General features: G+C 66.7%; 14 protein-coding genes. 8 read left to right on the top strand and 6 right to left on the bottom strand.

Annotated features, from left to right (window positions below; genetic code table 11):
• Positions 1-2: 2 nt before the first annotated feature.
• Positions 3-884: a type 1 glutamine amidotransferase gene (locus tag DK26_RS23770; RefSeq protein WP_066478015.1), complete on the bottom strand. Its 882-nt coding sequence runs from the start codon at positions 882-884 to the stop codon at positions 3-5.
• A gap of 113 nt (positions 885-997) precedes the next feature.
• Here DK26_RS23770 and DK26_RS23775 point away from each other — a divergent pair, with 113 nt between their 5' ends.
• On the top strand, positions 998-1,903 hold the full coding sequence (locus tag DK26_RS23775) for a DMT family transporter (protein WP_066478018.1): 906 nt from the start codon (positions 998-1,000) through the stop codon (positions 1,901-1,903).
• Between the two features lie 7 nt (positions 1,904-1,910).
• Here DK26_RS23775 and bla read toward each other — a convergent pair whose 3' ends face one another.
• Entirely contained in the window at positions 1,911-2,903 is a 993-nt protein-coding gene (gene bla, locus DK26_RS23780) for a class A beta-lactamase (RefSeq protein WP_066478023.1), read from the bottom strand.
• A 200-nt stretch (positions 2,904-3,103) separates the two neighbouring features.
• Here bla and DK26_RS23785 point away from each other — a divergent pair, with 200 nt between their 5' ends.
• Positions 3,104-4,435, top strand: a complete 1,332-nt coding sequence (locus tag DK26_RS23785) for a hypothetical protein (protein WP_066478025.1) — start codon at positions 3,104-3,106, stop codon at positions 4,433-4,435.
• A 38-nt stretch (positions 4,436-4,473) separates the two neighbouring features.
• Positions 4,474-5,313: an N-acetylmuramoyl-L-alanine amidase gene (locus tag DK26_RS23790; RefSeq protein WP_083533544.1), complete on the top strand. Its 840-nt coding sequence runs from the start codon at positions 4,474-4,476 to the stop codon at positions 5,311-5,313.
• A 112-nt stretch (positions 5,314-5,425) separates the two neighbouring features.
• Here the strand turns inward: DK26_RS23790 and serA are convergent, their stop codons facing one another.
• Positions 5,426-7,015 carry a phosphoglycerate dehydrogenase gene (gene serA / locus DK26_RS23795; RefSeq protein ID WP_066478031.1) on the bottom strand — a complete coding sequence of 530 codons (1,590 nt, stop codon included), beginning with the start codon at positions 7,013-7,015 and terminating at the stop codon, positions 5,426-5,428.
• Between the two features lie 217 nt (positions 7,016-7,232).
• Positions 7,233-8,411 carry a phosphoserine transaminase gene (locus DK26_RS23800; protein WP_066478034.1) on the bottom strand — a complete coding sequence of 393 codons (1,179 nt, stop codon included), beginning with the start codon at positions 8,409-8,411 and terminating at the stop codon, positions 7,233-7,235.
• Between the two features lie 286 nt (positions 8,412-8,697).
• Between DK26_RS23800 and DK26_RS28720 the strand changes: the two genes are divergently transcribed.
• Both DK26_RS28720 and DK26_RS23810 read left to right on the top strand, forming a co-directional pair.
• Positions 8,698-9,543: a restriction endonuclease gene (locus tag DK26_RS28720; RefSeq protein ID WP_083533545.1), complete on the top strand. Its 846-nt coding sequence runs from the start codon at positions 8,698-8,700 to the stop codon at positions 9,541-9,543.
• 633 nt (positions 9,544-10,176) lie between these two features.
• Complete coding sequence (locus DK26_RS23810; RefSeq protein WP_066478042.1) at positions 10,177-10,533, top strand: hypothetical protein; 357 nt, start codon at positions 10,177-10,179, stop codon at positions 10,531-10,533.
• A 31-nt stretch (positions 10,534-10,564) separates the two neighbouring features.
• Here the strand turns inward: DK26_RS23810 and DK26_RS23815 are convergent, their stop codons facing one another.
• On the bottom strand, positions 10,565-10,810 hold the full coding sequence (locus DK26_RS23815) for a hypothetical protein (protein WP_066478045.1): 246 nt from the start codon (positions 10,808-10,810) through the stop codon (positions 10,565-10,567).
• Between the two features lie 252 nt (positions 10,811-11,062).
• Here DK26_RS23815 and DK26_RS23820 point away from each other — a divergent pair, with 252 nt between their 5' ends.
• Complete coding sequence (locus DK26_RS23820; protein ID WP_066478047.1) at positions 11,063-11,326, top strand: hypothetical protein; 264 nt, start codon at positions 11,063-11,065, stop codon at positions 11,324-11,326.
• A gap of 132 nt (positions 11,327-11,458) precedes the next feature.
• Here the strand turns inward: DK26_RS23820 and putA are convergent, their stop codons facing one another.
• On the bottom strand, positions 11,459-14,551 hold the full coding sequence (gene putA / locus DK26_RS23825) for a bifunctional proline dehydrogenase/L-glutamate gamma-semialdehyde dehydrogenase PutA (RefSeq protein WP_066478249.1): 3,093 nt from the start codon (positions 14,549-14,551) through the stop codon (positions 11,459-11,461).
• Positions 14,552-14,704: 153 nt separating this feature from the next.
• On the opposite strand from putA, the gene DK26_RS23830 reads away from it, so the two are divergent.
• Together DK26_RS23830 and DK26_RS23835 are read left to right on the top strand one after the other, a co-directional pair.
• Positions 14,705-15,160: an Lrp/AsnC ligand binding domain-containing protein gene (locus DK26_RS23830; RefSeq protein WP_083533547.1), complete on the top strand. Its 456-nt coding sequence runs from the start codon at positions 14,705-14,707 to the stop codon at positions 15,158-15,160.
• A gap of 219 nt (positions 15,161-15,379) precedes the next feature.
• Positions 15,380-16,432 (top strand): ABC transporter substrate-binding protein, encoded by a 1,053-nt coding sequence (locus DK26_RS23835; RefSeq protein ID WP_066478049.1) that lies wholly within the window; start codon positions 15,380-15,382, stop codon positions 16,430-16,432.
• Positions 16,433-16,442 lie beyond the last annotated feature (10 nt).

A 16,442-nucleotide genomic window follows, 5' to 3' on the forward strand; every position in this document is an offset into this window, starting at 1 on the left:
TCTCAAGCCCGCCCGCGCAGGCTCGCCTGCGGCTTCACCCGCATCTCCAGGAAGTTGCTGAGCTCGGTCACCCGCTTGACGGGATCGAGCACCTCTTCGTCCAGCCCATGCGCCCAGGCGAGGTCGCGGCGGGTCGGCTCGGCATCGAGTGCATCGAGATCGGCGAGCCAGCTTTCCGTGTCGGCCTCGTCGCGGCGGAAGCCGCGCTCGATCAGGGTCTTGCCGTGGCGCCGCAGGATCGTGACGATCAGGCGCAGCGAGAACTCGGGATGGTACTGCACGCCCCAGAACGTGCCGCCATCCTGGCGGAATTCGGCCGCCTGGATCGGGCTCATCGCATTGGCTGCGAGGATGGTGGCGTCGGCCGGCGGGGCGACGATGCTGTCGAAATGGATCGCCGGCGCGTCGAAGGCGGTGGGGCGGCCGGCGAGCAGGGGATGCGCGGCGCCGGCCTCCGTCTTGGCGATACGGCGGGCGAAGCCGATCTCGAGCCCGTTCGGGTTGAGCGCGACTGTGCCGCCGGCCGCGACGGCCGCGATCTGGATGCCCCAGCAGGAGCCGAAACAGGGCGTGCCGCTCCTGTAGACCGCCCGCATCAACTCGATCTGGCGGGTCACCGCCGGTTCCGGGCTGTGGATGCGCAGCGACGAGCCGGTGAGAGCGATGCCGTCATAGGAGGAGAGGCCGGCGCCATCAGGCAGGTTGGCGCCGTCGTCGGCGGGCAGGCAGATATCCGTCACCAGACTGGGCTCGATGCGCCTGAGCTCGGCGGCATAGGCTTCGCCGGGCGTCGCGCCGCTGTCGCGCACATAGTCCTCGCGCTGCGCGCGCTTGTAGCCGTCGACGATGAGAACGCGGAGCGGCTTGGGGCTGGACAGATTCATGGCTTCCTCGGGACGTTTGCGTCCGGCGACGGGCTGCGTTGCGCCTCCTCTCATAGGAGAAGCGCCCTGCGCAAGGCTATGCAGGCGCTCCGCAGATATGAGGATCGTGCATCTTGCAGCCGGCCGCCTCCCTTCCGCAGCGGATCTGGGCCAACGCCTATCTGCTGCTGACGCTGACCACCTTGCTCTGGGCGGGCAACGCCGTGGCGAGCAGGCTCGCCGTCGGCCAGATCGCGCCGATGACGCTGACCTCGCTGCGCTGGGTCCTGGTCTGCTCCGTCATGCCCTACCTGTTCCGGCAGGGGCTGCGCGAGCACTGGCCGGTGCTGAAGGCGAACTGGCTCAAGGTGACGCTGCTCGGCGCCTTCGGCTTCACCGCCTTCAACACGCTGATGTACATCGCGGCCTATTCGACGACTGCGATCAATATCGGCATTCTGCAGGGCTCGATCCCGGTCTTCGTGCTGCTCGGTGCCTTCCTCGCCTTCCGCACGCCGATCGGCGGGCTGCAGGCGCTCGGCGTCACCGTGACCATTCTCGGCGTGCTGGTCACGGCGAGCCGGGGCGACTGGCACACTCTGCTGCAGCTCAGCGTCGTGCCGGGCGATCTCTGGATGATCATCGCCTGCCTGCTCTATGCCGGTTACACCGTCGGCATCCGCACGCGCCCGCCAATGCCCGGGCTGATCTTCTTCACCGCGATGGCGATGGTCGCCTGCCTGGTCTCGCTGCCGCTGCTCGCGGCCGAGATCGCCGCCGGCCAGGCCTATTGGCCGACGCTGACCGGCTGGCTGATCCTGATCTATGTGGTGATCGGCCCCTCGATGGCGTCGCAGCTCTTCTTCATGCGGGCGATCGAGCTGATCGGACCCGGCCGCGCCGGCGTCTTCGTCAATCTCGTGCCGGTGTTCGCGCCGCTGCTCGCCGTCGCGATCCTCGGCGAGCAGCTCGCGCTCTATCACGCGCTGGCACTGGCGCTGGTGCTCGGCGGCATCTGGATCGCCGAGCGCAAGCGCTGAACGGGCTCTAGCGCAGGCTTTCCACTGCCAGCCGCGCGACTGCCGCGTGGGCGGCCTCGCGGGCCTCGGCACTCGCCTGCGAGCCCGCGAGGTAGACCGCGATGACGAAGCGGCGGCCATCCGGCAGGGTGACGATGCCGATATCGTTGGTGGCGTGGTTCAACCCATCGGCGCTCGGGCCGAGCCCGGTCTTGTGGGCGAAGCGCGCGCCCTGCGGCAGGCCGGCACGGATGCGCTGCGGGCCGCTCTTGGTCTCCACGATGATCTTATCGAGCAGAGCGGTGTGGGCGGGCTCGCGCAGCCAGTTGCCCCTGGCGAGCGCCTCGAGGAAGGCGGCCGAGGCGTCGGGGCTGGCGGCGTCGCGCTTGTCCTTCAGCGTCGCTTCCAGCGTCTTGCGACGCTGGGCGGCCGGGATCGCTTGCACAGCTTTCGAGAAGGCGGCGGTGTCGATCGGCTGGTCCCAGGCATAGCCGGGCAGGCCGAGGATCTCCGGCTGGAAGACGCGCTCATAGCGGTCGACCGAGATGCCGGGGACGCCGCCGTCTTTCAGCATCGCCGTCAGCACCTGCGGGCCGCCGATCAGGCGCAGCAGCAGGTCGGCGGCGGTGTTGTCGCTCTCGCCGGTCGAGCGGGTGAGGAGGTCGCGCAGGGTGTAGTCGTTGCGCTCGCCCTTGAAGGCCCTGGCGAGCGGGCTGTGATAGAGCGACAGATCGTTGCGGGTGACGGTGATCTTCTGGTCGAGCTTCAGCTTGCCGGCCTCCACCGCCTGCAGCACCGCGATGGCCAGCGGCAGCTTGAACACGCTCTGTAGCGGGAAGGGCTCGGCGCCGCGATGCGACCAGCTCTTGCGATCCCTGAGGTCAAGAAGCGCGACGCCGACGCGCCCCTTCGCCGCCTGTTCGATCGATTTGATCCCGGCATCGAGCTTGGCCTTGTCCCAGTCGGCGAAAGCGGGCGAGGCGGCGAGGCAGGCGAGGGCGAAGGTGGCGATACGCGGCATTGGGGTCTCCATGTCGGCCGCCACAGGACAGAGCGATTGCGGCGCGAATGGGAGCGTGACGGGCAGGCCAGCCGTCAAAGTGGCAGTTGTGGTTAAATGCAACCTATGGTATGCAATCTTTCAATGACATAATCAGAGATTGTACCTGGCCTCTCTTCGACCGGGCGGCCGTCGACACCGCATCCGGCAGGAGGGGCGGAGTGGGCACGCTCGCTTTCATCAGTGGCGCCATCAAGCGCGATCCGCGTCTGCGACTGGCAGGCGGTGTCGCATTGCTGGGCGCCGTCGTCGCGGCAGTTCTGGAGTTTACGGGCGGGGATCGTGACCTCGCCGTGATCGGCGGCTTGTTCACCGTCGGCTTCATGATCCTGCTCGCGATCTTCATCACCATTACCGAGAGCAAAGAGCCGCGCCCGCGCCTGGCGGCCTTCCTGGTCTGGTCGATCTCGCTGGCCTTCGTGGCCTCGATCGCATTGCTCGCGCTGTCCTATTTCATTTGCCTGCCACCGCCGTTCAAAAGCCATTGCGCAACGCGGCCGAGTTATGTGCGCGGTGAGATCGCCGACCTGCCTCCGCCCCATAAAAAGCAGGTCGGCATCGCGCTCGAAGGCCATGCGATGGGCGCGATCAACGCCGACACCAAGGCTTTCCACTTCGTCGTCCTCGAAAATCCCAGCAAACGCTCGACGTTGACGGTCACCGTCCGCTCGCCGGACAAGGCAGTCGACCGCGACGAGGACATCAAGGTGCACCTGTCCTGCATCGTGCCCTTCTTCCGCTCGTCGTCGATGCTCGAATGGCGCTATGCCGAGGACGGCGTGCCGCAGCCCGACGGCACCGTGGTGGCGACGCCGGCGCTTTACGAGAACGCCCGCAAGATCGGGGAGTTCGGGCGCAAGGACCCGATCCTCTGCCAGGACGTGCCGGCCGTTCCCCGGGATAGCTCCGGCTGGCGGGCGCTGCTGCCGAGCTGGCAGGCTTTCGCGCAGGCGCCGGCTTCCCAGCCCTCCCCGGAAATCAAGGGCGCGATCGAGGACCTGACCAACGAGGACACGATCGTGCGCCGCTCGGCCCGCGCGACATTAGCGAACGGTTCGGCCACGGCGGTGCCCTCGATCCTGGAGGCCATGCGCGACAAGCCCGGGGATTACCGGGTCCAGCTCGGCGGCAGCGTCGCCCTGACCGAGATGCTGCGCCGGAACAAGGCGGATGCCGACGCGATCGCGAAGACCCTGAAGGGCGAGGAGGATCGCACGCTGCTGCTCAACGCTGCCGGAGCCAAGGACCGGACGCTGCGCATCTATGCCAGCGAGTTCCTCTACGACCTCGGCGACCCGCAGGTCTCGCGGCAGGCGGTCAGCCTCGCGGCACAGACTGATGACGAGAACGCCCGCTACAACTGGCTGCTGGTGGCGCAGGGCGGCTGGCACAAGCTCAGCACGGCCCAGAAGCAGGAGGCCGGGGCCGATCTCGTCCGGGCTCGCGAGGCCTCCGGCCCCCAGACGCTCAAGCTCTTCGACAAGCTGAAATAGCCGGCCGCGGGCTGCGCGGCGCATAGGGGGAGCGTGTCGTGTACAAGGTCAGGAACCACAGACTGGCGAGCGGCGCCAGTAATGTCCCGTTCGTCAGATCGCCCAATATCGGTGGCCAGTTTGCCCCGAGATTTTTGGTGATCCATTACACGGCGAGCGGTCCGTCCTTCGATACCGCGGCCTACTTTGCCAAGCCATCGGCCAGAGTGTCGGCGCATCTGGTGGTCCGTCGCGACGGTCAGGTGATCCAATGCGTGCCATTCAATGTCGTCGGCTGGCATGCGGGCGTGAGCCGCTGGACCGATAGGGGAGGCAATAATTACGTCGGACTCAACCAGCATGCGATCGGCATCGAGATCGAGAACTGGGGGCCGCTACGGCGTACCGGCTCCGGTTGGGTGTCATGGACCGAGGCAGTGGTCGATCCCAGCAAGGTGATCGAGGCCGCGCACAAATCGGGCGGGCCGGTGCGCGGTTGGGAGACCTATACCGAGGCGCAGGTCGAGGCGACGCTGGAGGCGGCGCGGGCCATTTGCGATGCCTATGGCATCGACGAGATCATCGGTCATGACGACATCTCGCCCGGCCGCAAATCGGACCCCGGACCGGCCTGGAACATGAATTCGTTCAAGGCCAAGGTGTTTGGCCGCGACACGAACGGCCCGCCGACCTGGACCGTGCGCTCGCCGACCGGCCTCAACATCCGCTCGGGGCCGGGCATGGAGCATCCGGCGCTGCGGCCGCAGCCGCTGCCCGACGGTACGGTGGTGATCGTCCACGAGGCCGACGGGCAATGGCGCTTCGTCTCGGTGCTGAACGGCGCCGGCCAGCCCGATTTCTCGGGCTGGGTGCATGCCGCCTTCCTGTACGAAAGCTGAGGGGTGGCCGGGGAAGCCCGCCGCCCTCGTCGGCGGCGGGCTCAGTCTTAAGGTGAGAGACGGATTCACCCCTCAGATTGGTTCAATCTGAGCGGGTCCGGCTCTTGTGCCCTCAGAACTTCAGCCGGCGCGCCCGCTTCACCATCGGGATCTCGTGGATCCTCGCGAGCAGTTCGTCCGAGATCGCGTCGTCGACGGCGACATAGCAGATCGCGTCGCCGCCGGGCTTGTCGCGACCGAGATTGAAGGTCGCGACGTTGACGCCGGCTTCGCCGAGCACGGAGCCGAACTGGCCGATAAAGCCCGGCTTGTCGGCATTGCGGACATAGAGCATGTGCGGCGCGAACTCGGCGTCGACCTGGATGTCGCGGATCTCGATGATGCGCGGCTTGCCGTCATGGAAGACGGTGCCGGAGGCATGGCGCGGCATGTCCTGCGCGTCGACGACGATGCGGATGACGCTTTCGAGATTGCCGGCGACCTCGCGGGTCAGCTCCTCGACGACGATGCCCTTCTCCTTGGCGATCATGGTCGCGTTGACCATGTTGATCTCCGGCAGGAAGGGGCGCAGCACGCCGGTGATCGCGGCGGCCGAGATCGCCTTCAGGTTCAACTTGGCGACCGCGCCCTCGTACTCGATGCGGATGCCCTTGACCTGTGCCTCGGTGAGCTGGCCGAGGAAGGAGCCGAGCTTTTCGGCGAGGTCGACGAAGGGCTTGATCCGCGGTGCTTCCTCGGCCGAGATCGAGGGGAAGTTCACCGCATTGGTGATCGCGCCCTTGAGCAGATAGTCGCTCATCTGCTCGGCGACCTGCAGGGCGACATTCTCCTGCGCCTCGTTGGTGCTCGCGCCGAGATGCGGCGTGCAGACGACATTGTCCAGACCGAAGAGCGGGTTCGTCTCGGCCGGCTCGGCCGAGAACACGTCGAAGGCGGCGCCAGCGACATGGCCGGACTTGATCAGCTCGGCCAGCGCCGTCTCGTCGACGAGGCCGCCGCGAGCGCAGTTGATGATGCGCACGCCCTTCTTGGTCTTGGCGAGGTTTTCGGCCGAGAGGATGTTCTTGGTCTTCTCGGTCATCGGGACGTGGAGGGTGATGAAATCGGCGCGCTTCAAGAGCTCGTCGAGCTCGACCTTCTCGACGCCCAGTTGCACGGCGCGCTCCGGCGAGAGATAGGGATCGAAGGCGATGACGCGCATGCGCAGGCCGATGGCGCGCTCGGCGACGATCGAGCCGATATTGCCGCAGCCGATCAGGCCGAGCGTCTTGGCGGTGATCTCGACGCCCATGAAGCGGTTCTTCTCCCACTTCCCGGCCTGGGTCGAGAGGTCGGCGGCCGGGATCTGGCGGGCGAGCGCGAACATCATGGCGATGGCGTGCTCGGCGGTGGTGATCGAATTGCCGAAGGGCGTGTTCATCACGATGATGCCGCGCGCCGTCGCGGCGGGGATCTCGACATTGTCGACGCCGATGCCGGCGCGGCCGATCACCTTCAGGTTCTTCGCCTCGGCGAGCAGCTTTGCGGTGGCCTTGGTCGCCGAGCGGATGGCGAGGCCGTCATAGTCGCCGATCACGGCGGCGAGCTTGTCCTTGTCCTTGCCGAGGGCGGGATCGAAGGTCACGTCGATGCCGCGATCCCGGAAGATCTGCACGGCGGCGGGGGAGAGGGCGTCCGAAATCAGGACTTTGGGGGCGGTCATGGGATACCTCGGAAGGCCCGCGCAGCGGCGGGCTGAAAGGGGAAGGTCGTCATGGTCGCCCTTGTGGCGACCATCCACGTCTTCGCGCGGCTCGCCGCCGCGCCTTCGGAGATCGGTTGCGCCGCCTGCCTCTATCGCTCTGGACGCCAGTGGCGTCGCAAGGCGTGGATGGTCGGGACAAGCCCGACCATGACGAGAGTGGCGGCGCGGGCGGCGCTTACGCCGCCTTCTTGCCCAGCGAAGCCTTGGCCTCGTTGAAGGCGTAGGTGATCCAGGGCAGCAGCGCCTTGAGGTCGCGGCTCTGGACGGTGGCGCCACACCAGATGCGCAGGCCGGGAGGGGCGTCGCGGTAATGGCCGAGATCGTAGCCGGCGCCGGCCTTCTCGATGATCGAGACGACCTGCTTGGCGAAGGCCGCCTGCTGGTCGGCCGGCAGCGCGGTCACGGCCGGGTCGGTGAACTTCAGGCACACCGAGGTGTTCGAGCGCGTCTTCGGCTTGACCGCGAGGAAGTCGATCCAGTCGTTCTCGCGCACGAACTTGGCGAGGACGCGGGCATTGCCCTCGACCTTCTTCACGAGGCCGTCGAGCCCGCCAACCTTCTTCGCCCAGAGCAGCGCGTCGACATAGTCCTCGACGCAGAGCATGGACGGGGTGTTGATGGTCTCGCCGACGAAGATGCCCTCGGAGAGCTTGCCGCCCGAGGTCATGCGGAAGACTTTTGGCAGCGGCCAGGCCGGCTTGTAGGTCACGAGCCGTTCGACGGCGCGCGGCGAGAGGATGATCATGCCGTGCGCGCCTTCGCCGCCGAGCACCTTCTGCCAGGAGAAGGTGACGACATCGAGCTTGGGCCAGTCGAGGCGCTGGGCGAAGGCGGCCGAGGTCGCGTCGCAGATCGTCAGGCCTTCGCGGTCATCGGCGATCCAGCTGGCGTCGGCGACGCGCACGCCGGAGGTGGTGCCGTTCCAGGTGAAGACGACGTCGCGGTTCTTCGTGTCGACCTTCTTCAGGTTCGGCAATTCGCCATAGGGCGCCTCGAACAGGCGGGCATCCTGCAGCTTGAGCTGCTTGACGACATCGGTGATCCAGCCGGAGCCGAAGCTTTCCCAGGCCAGCATGTCGACGCCGCGGGCGCCGAGCATGGACCACATCGCCATTTCCATGGCGCCGGTATCGGAGCCGGGCACGATGCCGATGCGGTAATCGGCCGGGACCTGCAGCACTTCGCGGGTCAGGTCGATCGCGAGCTTCAGCTTGTCCTTGCCGACCTTGGCGCGGTGCGAGCGGCCGAGCGGCGCATCAGAGAGGGCTTTGAGGCTCCAGCCGGGGCGCTTGGCGCAGGGGCCGGACGAGAAATTCGGCACGCGCGGGCGCGTGCTCGGTACGGTATTCGCCATCGATGTCTCCATCCTTGCAGATGGGCGCGCCTCGGTGGGGAGGCGTGTCCCGTCGACGGGGGTAGGATGGGAGGGGCGGGGGAGTCAAGCGGGGAGGGCTAGTGAGATGAACCCTTCAAATCGTAAGGCTCTTTCTCTCGCGTGTTCGAAACTCAGTAAGGCCTCTGATGGTGTGCTTGATTGATTTATATGCACTCAGAATGGGGTAGCATTCAAGTTTTCGACGGTTTCATATTTATGAAGTCATTTCAATCTTGATTATATATTTGCTTTGAGGAGAAATTTGATGGGTACCTTGGTTGCGACGTACTCGGAGCGTGATGAAAGATTTTATCGGCTTGCGGCTAAGTACGAACTTAGTCCGGATTCAGTTCGGAGAACTAGAGCCTCTCCTTTGCGTTATTGCTTGGGCTCCAACATGTTATATTTACCTGAAGATATCGAAGAAGCAACCTCTGGGCGTGTGTGTTGGGCGAGGATTAGTTCTGAATTGCTCTATTCCCATAGGTTTGATTTCGGCAATGAATTTAACGGAAGTGGCGAAATAGTCTCTGGGTTAGCAAATCTTGAGGCGGTTGGGGTTCGTATTGGTGATCGCTATGTGCGACGCTGGAAGGAAGAGAATGGGCAGTTTGTTCAAGTGCCGGAGTTTTGTTCGCAGACTCTAATTGATGCACTGGCGAACGATCCAGAGGCGCTTGCTTCGGTTGATAACGAAGATTTCGAAGGGCTTTGTGCCGAACTTTTTGCCCGACGAGGTTTCAAAGTCGATCTTTTTCGTCGCGTTGCGGACGGAGGAATCGATTTTCTGGCACTCCAAGATGAACGCACTGATCCTTTGATCTTTGCGGTTCAAGTGAAGCAGCCGGAAATCCGCGAAGGTAAATCTCGTAGAAGTGTAGGAAGGCCGGTAGTTCAGCAGATATACGGAGCCGCAAAGGCATGGGATCTCAAAGGAGGTATCTTAATTTCAGGTTCTACATATAGTCAGGAAGCGAAAAAGTTTGCTGATCTCAAACCGAATGAGATGATGGTTTATGATTCGAATAGCGTTCTCGATTGGATCATGAACTTTCGTTGGAACGAGGATGAGTTAATCGGTGATCGCGATTCCAGCGCTCAGCGGGGATAAACCGCAAACTTATCCCCGCCCTCCCAACCTCCCGTATACTCCCCCGCATCCCATCCCCGAGGGGCGGCCGACCGGAGGCATGTCGTTTGGCGGGGTGGGTGCGGCGCCTGCGGGCGAGGGTTGCGCCTCGCTCCCGGGAGGCTTCGGGAACCGACCTGGGGGTACTACGGCCCCTGCGCGAGGAGCTCGCTAGACTGCGCCGGCCTCACCGGCCGGCGTGATGGAAGCGCGGCCCGGAGTTTTCAAATCGCCGCTGAGCGGAGCGCCACGGGGCGTGCGGATGGGGATCCATCCGCGCCGCTCCCGGCCACGGAAGCGGATCACCAACGCGCCTCGCGGCGCTCCGCTGCCCCTCACTTACGACAACGCCCGCGGGTTGCGCCTGCGGGCGGGGACGATGCTTGGGCGCGAACCCCTCCCTCTTGCGGGGAGGGGCAGGGGTGGGGGGCGGAAAGTCGGAACGGGCGGGCGCCGGTTCGCCGTGACGCTTCTACCGGCAGCATCGTACCCGGTCGTTCGCCCCCCATCCCCAACCCTTCCCGCAAGGGGGAAGGGGGTTCGCGTCGTCCCGCCCTCATCCCCTGCCGGACCTTCTCCCCCGAGGGGAGAAGGGGGCAAACTGGAGGACACCCCATGCCCCGCAATCCCGACTATCGTGGCGCGACGAAAGAGGAGTTCGAGCGCTATCAGCGCGAGCGGCCGATCATGCTTCGCAGGGTCGCGACATTGATGCAGTGCTGGCGCTTCTGTGGCCGCAAGGATTGCCGGCGCGCCAGGGCCTGCTCCGGGCCGGATGGCGCGGAATGCGCCGGCAAGCTCATGGACTGCCTCTCCGACGAGATGCGCGCGACCTTCCGCGAGGCGATCCGCCTGCGCCTCGCCGGCGTCGAGGGCAGGGAGGCCTGGTACGAGGCGGAGCGGCGCATCGCCCGGCACAAGGCGCAGATCGAGGCGATTCCGGGGATGAGCCCCGGCGCGGACCGCGGCTGAGGGCGGCCGCCGCCCCGTTCTGGCGGGCGGCTCAGAGGCCGGTCATCGTCATTTCGGCGTCGATCGCCTTCATCTTCGGGTTGGCGGCGCAGAAGGCCCGGACCCTGGCCTCGATGGCGGCGGCCTCGCGGGCCGGGCCGTCGGCCTTGGTCTTGCGGTGGCCGGCCTTGAGATAGTCGGCGCAGCTCATGTCGGGGTCGGTTATGCGGGCCGCGGCCGGGGCGGTGGCGAGGAGACAGGCGAAGGCCGCGGCGAGCGCGCGCAAGGCGAGAGGCATGGGGAAGGTCCTGAACGATCGGCCGTCTGCGCGGCCCGTCAGCGGGCGTCCTGCACCCTGCCGGCGCGGGCTGCAAATGCCGATGGCGCCGCCCGGCCTTGCAGGCAGGGCATCGCGGGAAAGCTGCCGTTTCGGCAGGTCAGGGGCGGGAAAAGCTGGCTGCGGCGGCGGTGTCCTTGCGCCTTCGCCGCGCCGTTCGCGGCCGTGCTGCTATAAGCTCCGGCTCGAACGCGATTCACGGAAGGCGCCGCCATGGCCAGAAAGACCCCCGAGCAGCTCACCAAGGAATTCGAGGGCCGCAAGGCCAAGGGGCTGGCCAAGGGCGCGGCGGCCTATTGGCCGAACGTGCTCGCCAATGCCGTGCTGAAGCTCGCGGCGGAAGGCCAGGTGCCCGAGGTCGCGACCCTGATCGCCCGGCTCGAGCTGGAAGCCGCCTCGAAGGACATCGAGGTCAAGGCCGGCGCCGAGGAAGCGCTGGCGCGGCTGAAGCAGGCCGCGGCGCGCGGCGCGGAGTAAAACCTTCTCCCCGCGGGGGAGAGGGTGGCCCGGCGTAGCCGGGTCGGATGAGGGAAGGATGGCTCACCCAGTCAAAGCGCCCTCATCCCCCTGCCGGGACCTTCTCCCCCGAGGGGAGAAGGGTGCTGTCTCCTACTCCCCCATCGCGATCAGCGAGGCGTTGCCGCCGGCTGCCGCGGTGTTGATCGTCACCGTCTGCTCGGTGGCGAAGCGGGAGAGATAGTTCGGCCCGCCGGCCTTGGGGCCGGTGCCCGACAGGCCGTGGCCGCCGAAGGGCTGCACGCCGACGACCGCGCCGATGATGTTGCGGTTGACGTAGATATTGCCGGTCGAGAGTTTTTGCGTGACGTGCTCGACCGTGGTCTCGATGCGCGAATGCACGCCGAGCGTCAGGCCGTAGCCGGTGGCCTCGATCGCCTCGATCACCTTGTCGAGCTCGCCTGCCTTCCAGCGCACGACATGCAGCACCGGGCCGAAATGCTCGGCGGTGAGGTCGGCGACGCGGTCGAGCCTGATGATGTGCGGGGCGACGAAGGTGCCGCCGAGCGACGGAACCGCGCCGGCATAGGCGACGCGGCCTTGCGCCTGCATCGCCGCGATATGGGCGTCGAGCCGCTGCTTGGCGGGGGCGTCGATCACCGGGCCGACATGGGTCTCGATTTCGCGGGGGTCGCCGAGCCGGAGCACGCTGGCGGCGCCCTCGATCATCTCGACCATCTTGTCGGCGACGTCCTCCTGCACGACGAGAAGGCGCAGCGCCGAGCAGCGCTGGCCGGCCGAGCGGAAGGCCGACATCACCACATCGTCGGCGACCTGCTCGGCGAGGGCGGTCGCGTCGACGATCATGGCGTTGAGCCCGCCGGTCTCGGCGATCAACGGGACGATCGGGCCGTCCTTGGCGGCGAGCGCCCGGTTGATGGCGCGGGCCGTCGCGGTCGAGCCGGTGAAGGCGACGCCGGCGACGTCGGGATGGGAGACGAGGGCGGCGCCGAGCTTGCCATCGCCGGGGGTGAGGTGCAGCGCCGATTTCGGCACGCCGGCCTCGTGCAGGATGGCGATGGCGAGGCTGGCGATCAGCGGGGTCTGCGGCGCCGGCTTGGCGACGACGCTGTTGCCGGCGACGAGCGCCGCGGCGACCTGGCCCACGAAGATGGCGAGCGGGAAGTTCCAGGGCGCGATGCAGACGAACGGGCCGCGGCCGCGCAGGACGAGGCGGTTCTCCTCGCCAGTCGGGCCGGGCAGGGCGGTCGGCACCGCGAATTTGGTCTCGGCCTCGGCGGCGTAATAGCGCAGGAAGTCGACGGCTTCGCGGAGCTCGGCGATGGCGTCGTCGAGCGTCTTGCCGGCCTCGGCCTGGAGCAAAGCGAGGATCGGGCCGCGGCGGGCCTCCATCAATTCTGCCGCCTGGCGCAGCGCCGCGGCGCGGATCCGGGCGGGCGTCGCGTTCCAGGCCGGGAAGCCGGCCTTCGCGGCGAGCACGGCCTGGGCGGCAGCAGCCTCGCTCGCCTCGACGACATGGCCGATCGGCCTTGCGTCGATCGGCGAGCGCAGCTCGCGGCGGTTGCCGGCGACGGGCTTGCCGTCGATCACGGCGCCCGCCTCCGGGAAGGGCTTGGCGGTGGCGCAGCCGATCTCGGCGAGCAGGGCGTCCAGGCTCGCGGCATCGCCGAGCTCGACGCCGGCCGAATTCTTGCGCGACGGGCCGAAGAGATCAGCCGGCAGCGGGATGCGGCGATGGCGGGCGGCGCCGGGCGTCCCGATGATGTCGGCCGGCGGCACGAGCAGCTCCGAAACCGGCACGTCGGGATCGCCGGAGACCGAGACGAAGGAGGAGTTGGCGCCGTTCTCGAGCAGGCGGCGCACGAGATAGGCGAGCAGGTCCTGATGGCCGCCGACCGGCGCATAGGTCCGGCAGGCGAAGCCGGAATTCTCCTGCAGCAGGCGCTCATAGAGCGCTTCGCCCATGCCGTGCAGGCGCTGGAACTCGAAGTTCTCGGTGTTGCCGGCAAGCTCGGCGACGGTCGCGACGGTGAGCGCGTTGTGGGTAGCGAACTGCGGAATGATGCGCGGGCGCAGGGCCAGCAGCTGCTTGGCGCAGGCCTCGTAGTTCAGGTCGGTCATCGCCTTGCGGGTGAAGACCGGATAGTCGGGCAGGCCGCGCTCCTGGGCGCGCTTCAGCTCGGTGTCCCAATAGGCGCCCTTGACCAGGCGCACCATCATGCGCCGGTCATAGAACTCGGCCAGCGCCGCGATATGGGCGATCACCGCGCTGGCGCGCTTCTGATAGGCCTGGATGGCGAGGCCGAAGCCGTCCCAGCCGGCGAGCGAGGCGTCTGCCAGCACGGCGTCGATGACGTCGAGCGAGAGCTCGAGCCGGTCGGCCTCCTCGGCGTCGACGGTGAAGTTGAGATCGTACTTCTTGGCCTGGCGGGCGAGCTCGATCACCTTCGGGGTGAGCTCGACGAGCACGCGCTCGCGATTGGTCGCGTCATAGCGCGGATGCAGGGCCGAGAGCTTGACCGAGATGCCCGGCCGGTTCGGCAGCTTGTCGTTGCCGGCGGAGCGGCCGATCGCGTCGATCGCGGCGGCATAGGAGGCGTAGTAGCGATCGGCATCGCCTTGCGTGCGTGCGCCCTCGCCGAGCATGTCGAAGGAGTAGCGATAGAGCTTGCCGGTGCCCGAGCGGGCGCGCTTCAGCGCCTCCTCGATGGTCTGGCCGAGCACGAAATGATTGCCCATGACCCGCATCGCCTGGCGCGTCGCGGTGCGCACCGCCGGCAGGCCGAGGCGCTTGGAGAGGTTGCCGATGATGCTGGTCGGCGTCTCGCCGGGCTGGATGATGCGGGCGGTGAGGCCGAGCGCCCAGGACGAGGCCGAGATCAGGAAGGCGTCGGACTTCGATTCATGGTGGGCGAAGTCGCCCTGGCCGAGCTTGTCCTCGATCAGCCGGTCGGCGGTGGCGGCGTCGGGCACGCGCAGCAGGGCTTCCGCCAGCACCATCAGGGCGAGGCCCTCCTTGGTCGAGAGCGAATATTCGCGCAGCAGTTCCTCGATGCCGCCGAGGCCGACCTTGCGGGTGCGGATCGCCTCGATCAGCGAGGTGGCGCGGGCGTCGATCCTTGCCTTGGCGGCGGGCTCCCGCCTGGATCCGGCGAGCAGGCGCCCGGCGATCGCGCCGTCATCCTCGGCATAGGGCGCGCGGAAAACGGGGGCGGCGCTGTCGATCGGTCGCGGGGCAGGGGCGGCCATGGGGGGCTCCGGAGAGGCTGAACGGGATGATCTGAAGGATCGTGGCAAGCTCGCCGGATATCAATGGATATGTTTGGCTCTTATATGTAAGAACACCTGTCAGATCATCATTCTGTAGAGAAATATCCCGTGCTGGATCGAACCGACCGCCGCCTGCTGGCGATGCTGCAGAATGACGGCCGCGCCGCCGGCGTCGAGCTGGCCGAAGCGGTTGGGCTGTCGCCGACCGCGACCGGCGAACGCCTGAAGCGACTGACGCGCGAGGGCTACATCACCGGCTATCGCGCGACGCTCGATCCGGTGAAGCTCGGCCTGCACCTTCTGGTCTTCGTCGAGGTCTATCTCGACAAGACGACGCCCGACGCCTTCGAGCGCTTCGCCAATGCGGTGAAACGGGCGCCCGAGGTGCTGGAGTGCCATATGGTCGCCGGTGGCTTCGACTATCTGGTCAAAACCAGGGTCGCGGACATGAACGCCTATCGGCGCTTCCTCGGCGAGGTGCTGCTGGCGCTGCCGGCGGTGCGCGAGACGCGGACCTATGCGGTGATGGAAGAGGTCAAGACCGACGGGGCGTTGCCGCTCTGACCGGCCGCCTTTTGGCTTGCATCGGACGTGCCTCAGGCAGGTTGCCAGAAATTTGCGCGACTTGTTTGCCGCGCTGCATGAATTTTCATCGGATCGGCTTGACGCAGATGGACATTGCGCCAGTTTGAAGCTGTGTACCCGGCGGCACGGGCCTTGCTCATCGTCGCCGGACCATAACTCCCGCCATCGCTCCTCCCGCGCCTCATTCCGGAGTCCCAGATGTCTACGACTAAAGTCCATAGCCCCCTTTCACGCCGGCGCCTGGCCGGGCTGGCGGGCGTGCTCGGCCTGGTCGTGGCGGGGCTCGGAATCGGCCCGGCCGCTGCGCAGACGGCGGTGCGCTTCACGCTCGACTGGCGCTTCGAGGGGCCGGCCGCGCTGTTCCTGATGGCGCAGGAGAAGGGCTATTTCAAAGCCGAGGGGCTCGACGTCACCATCGACACGGGCAATGGCTCGCGCGAGGCGATTCCGCGCGTCGCTTCGGGCACCTATGATGTCGGCTTCGGCGACGTGAACTCGCTGATCCGCTTCCGCGACGAGAACCCGACGGTCGATCTCAAGGCGGTGATGATGGTCTATGACCGTCCTCCCTTCGCCATCGTCGGCCGCAAGAGCCGCGGCATCACCAGCGATGTGAAGAGCCTCGAAGGCAAGAAGTTCGGCGCCCCGGCGGCGGACGCGGCCTTCGCGCAATGGCCGATCTTCAAGACCGTCAACAAGCTCGATGACAGCAAGATGCGGATGGAGAATGTCGGCTTCCCGGTGCGCGAGCCGATGCTCGCCTCGGGCGAGGTCGACGCCGTCTTCGGCTTCGCCAACTCGTCCTACATCAACCTGAAGTCTCGCGGCGTGCCGGTCGACGACATCGTCACCATGCTGATGTCGGATTACGGCGTCGAGCTCTACGGCAATGTCGTGATGGCCTCGCCGAAGTTCATGGCGGAGAAGCCGGAGGCCCTGCGCGGTCTGCTGCGCGCCATCACCAAGAGCATCCGCGACACCGTCGCCAATCCCGAGCTCGGCGCGCAGCTGGTGATCAAGCGCAACGACGTCGCCAAGCTCGAGGTTGAGCTCGAGCGCCTGAAGATGACGCTCGAACAGAACGTCGTGACTCCCTGGGTCAAGGCCAACGGCGTCGGCGGCATCGACAAGGCGCGCTGGGCGACGGCGCTCGACCAGATCGGCCTGACCTTCACCTTCAAGGACAAGGCCAAGGCGGGCGAGGCCTTCGTCGACAGCTTCCTGCCGGCCGAGGCCGATCGGAAGCTCTGAGCACCCCTAC

The organism is Allobosea sp. WAO (assembly GCF_001509835.1).
Taxonomy (GTDB): Bacteria; Pseudomonadota; Alphaproteobacteria; order Rhizobiales; family Beijerinckiaceae; genus Allobosea.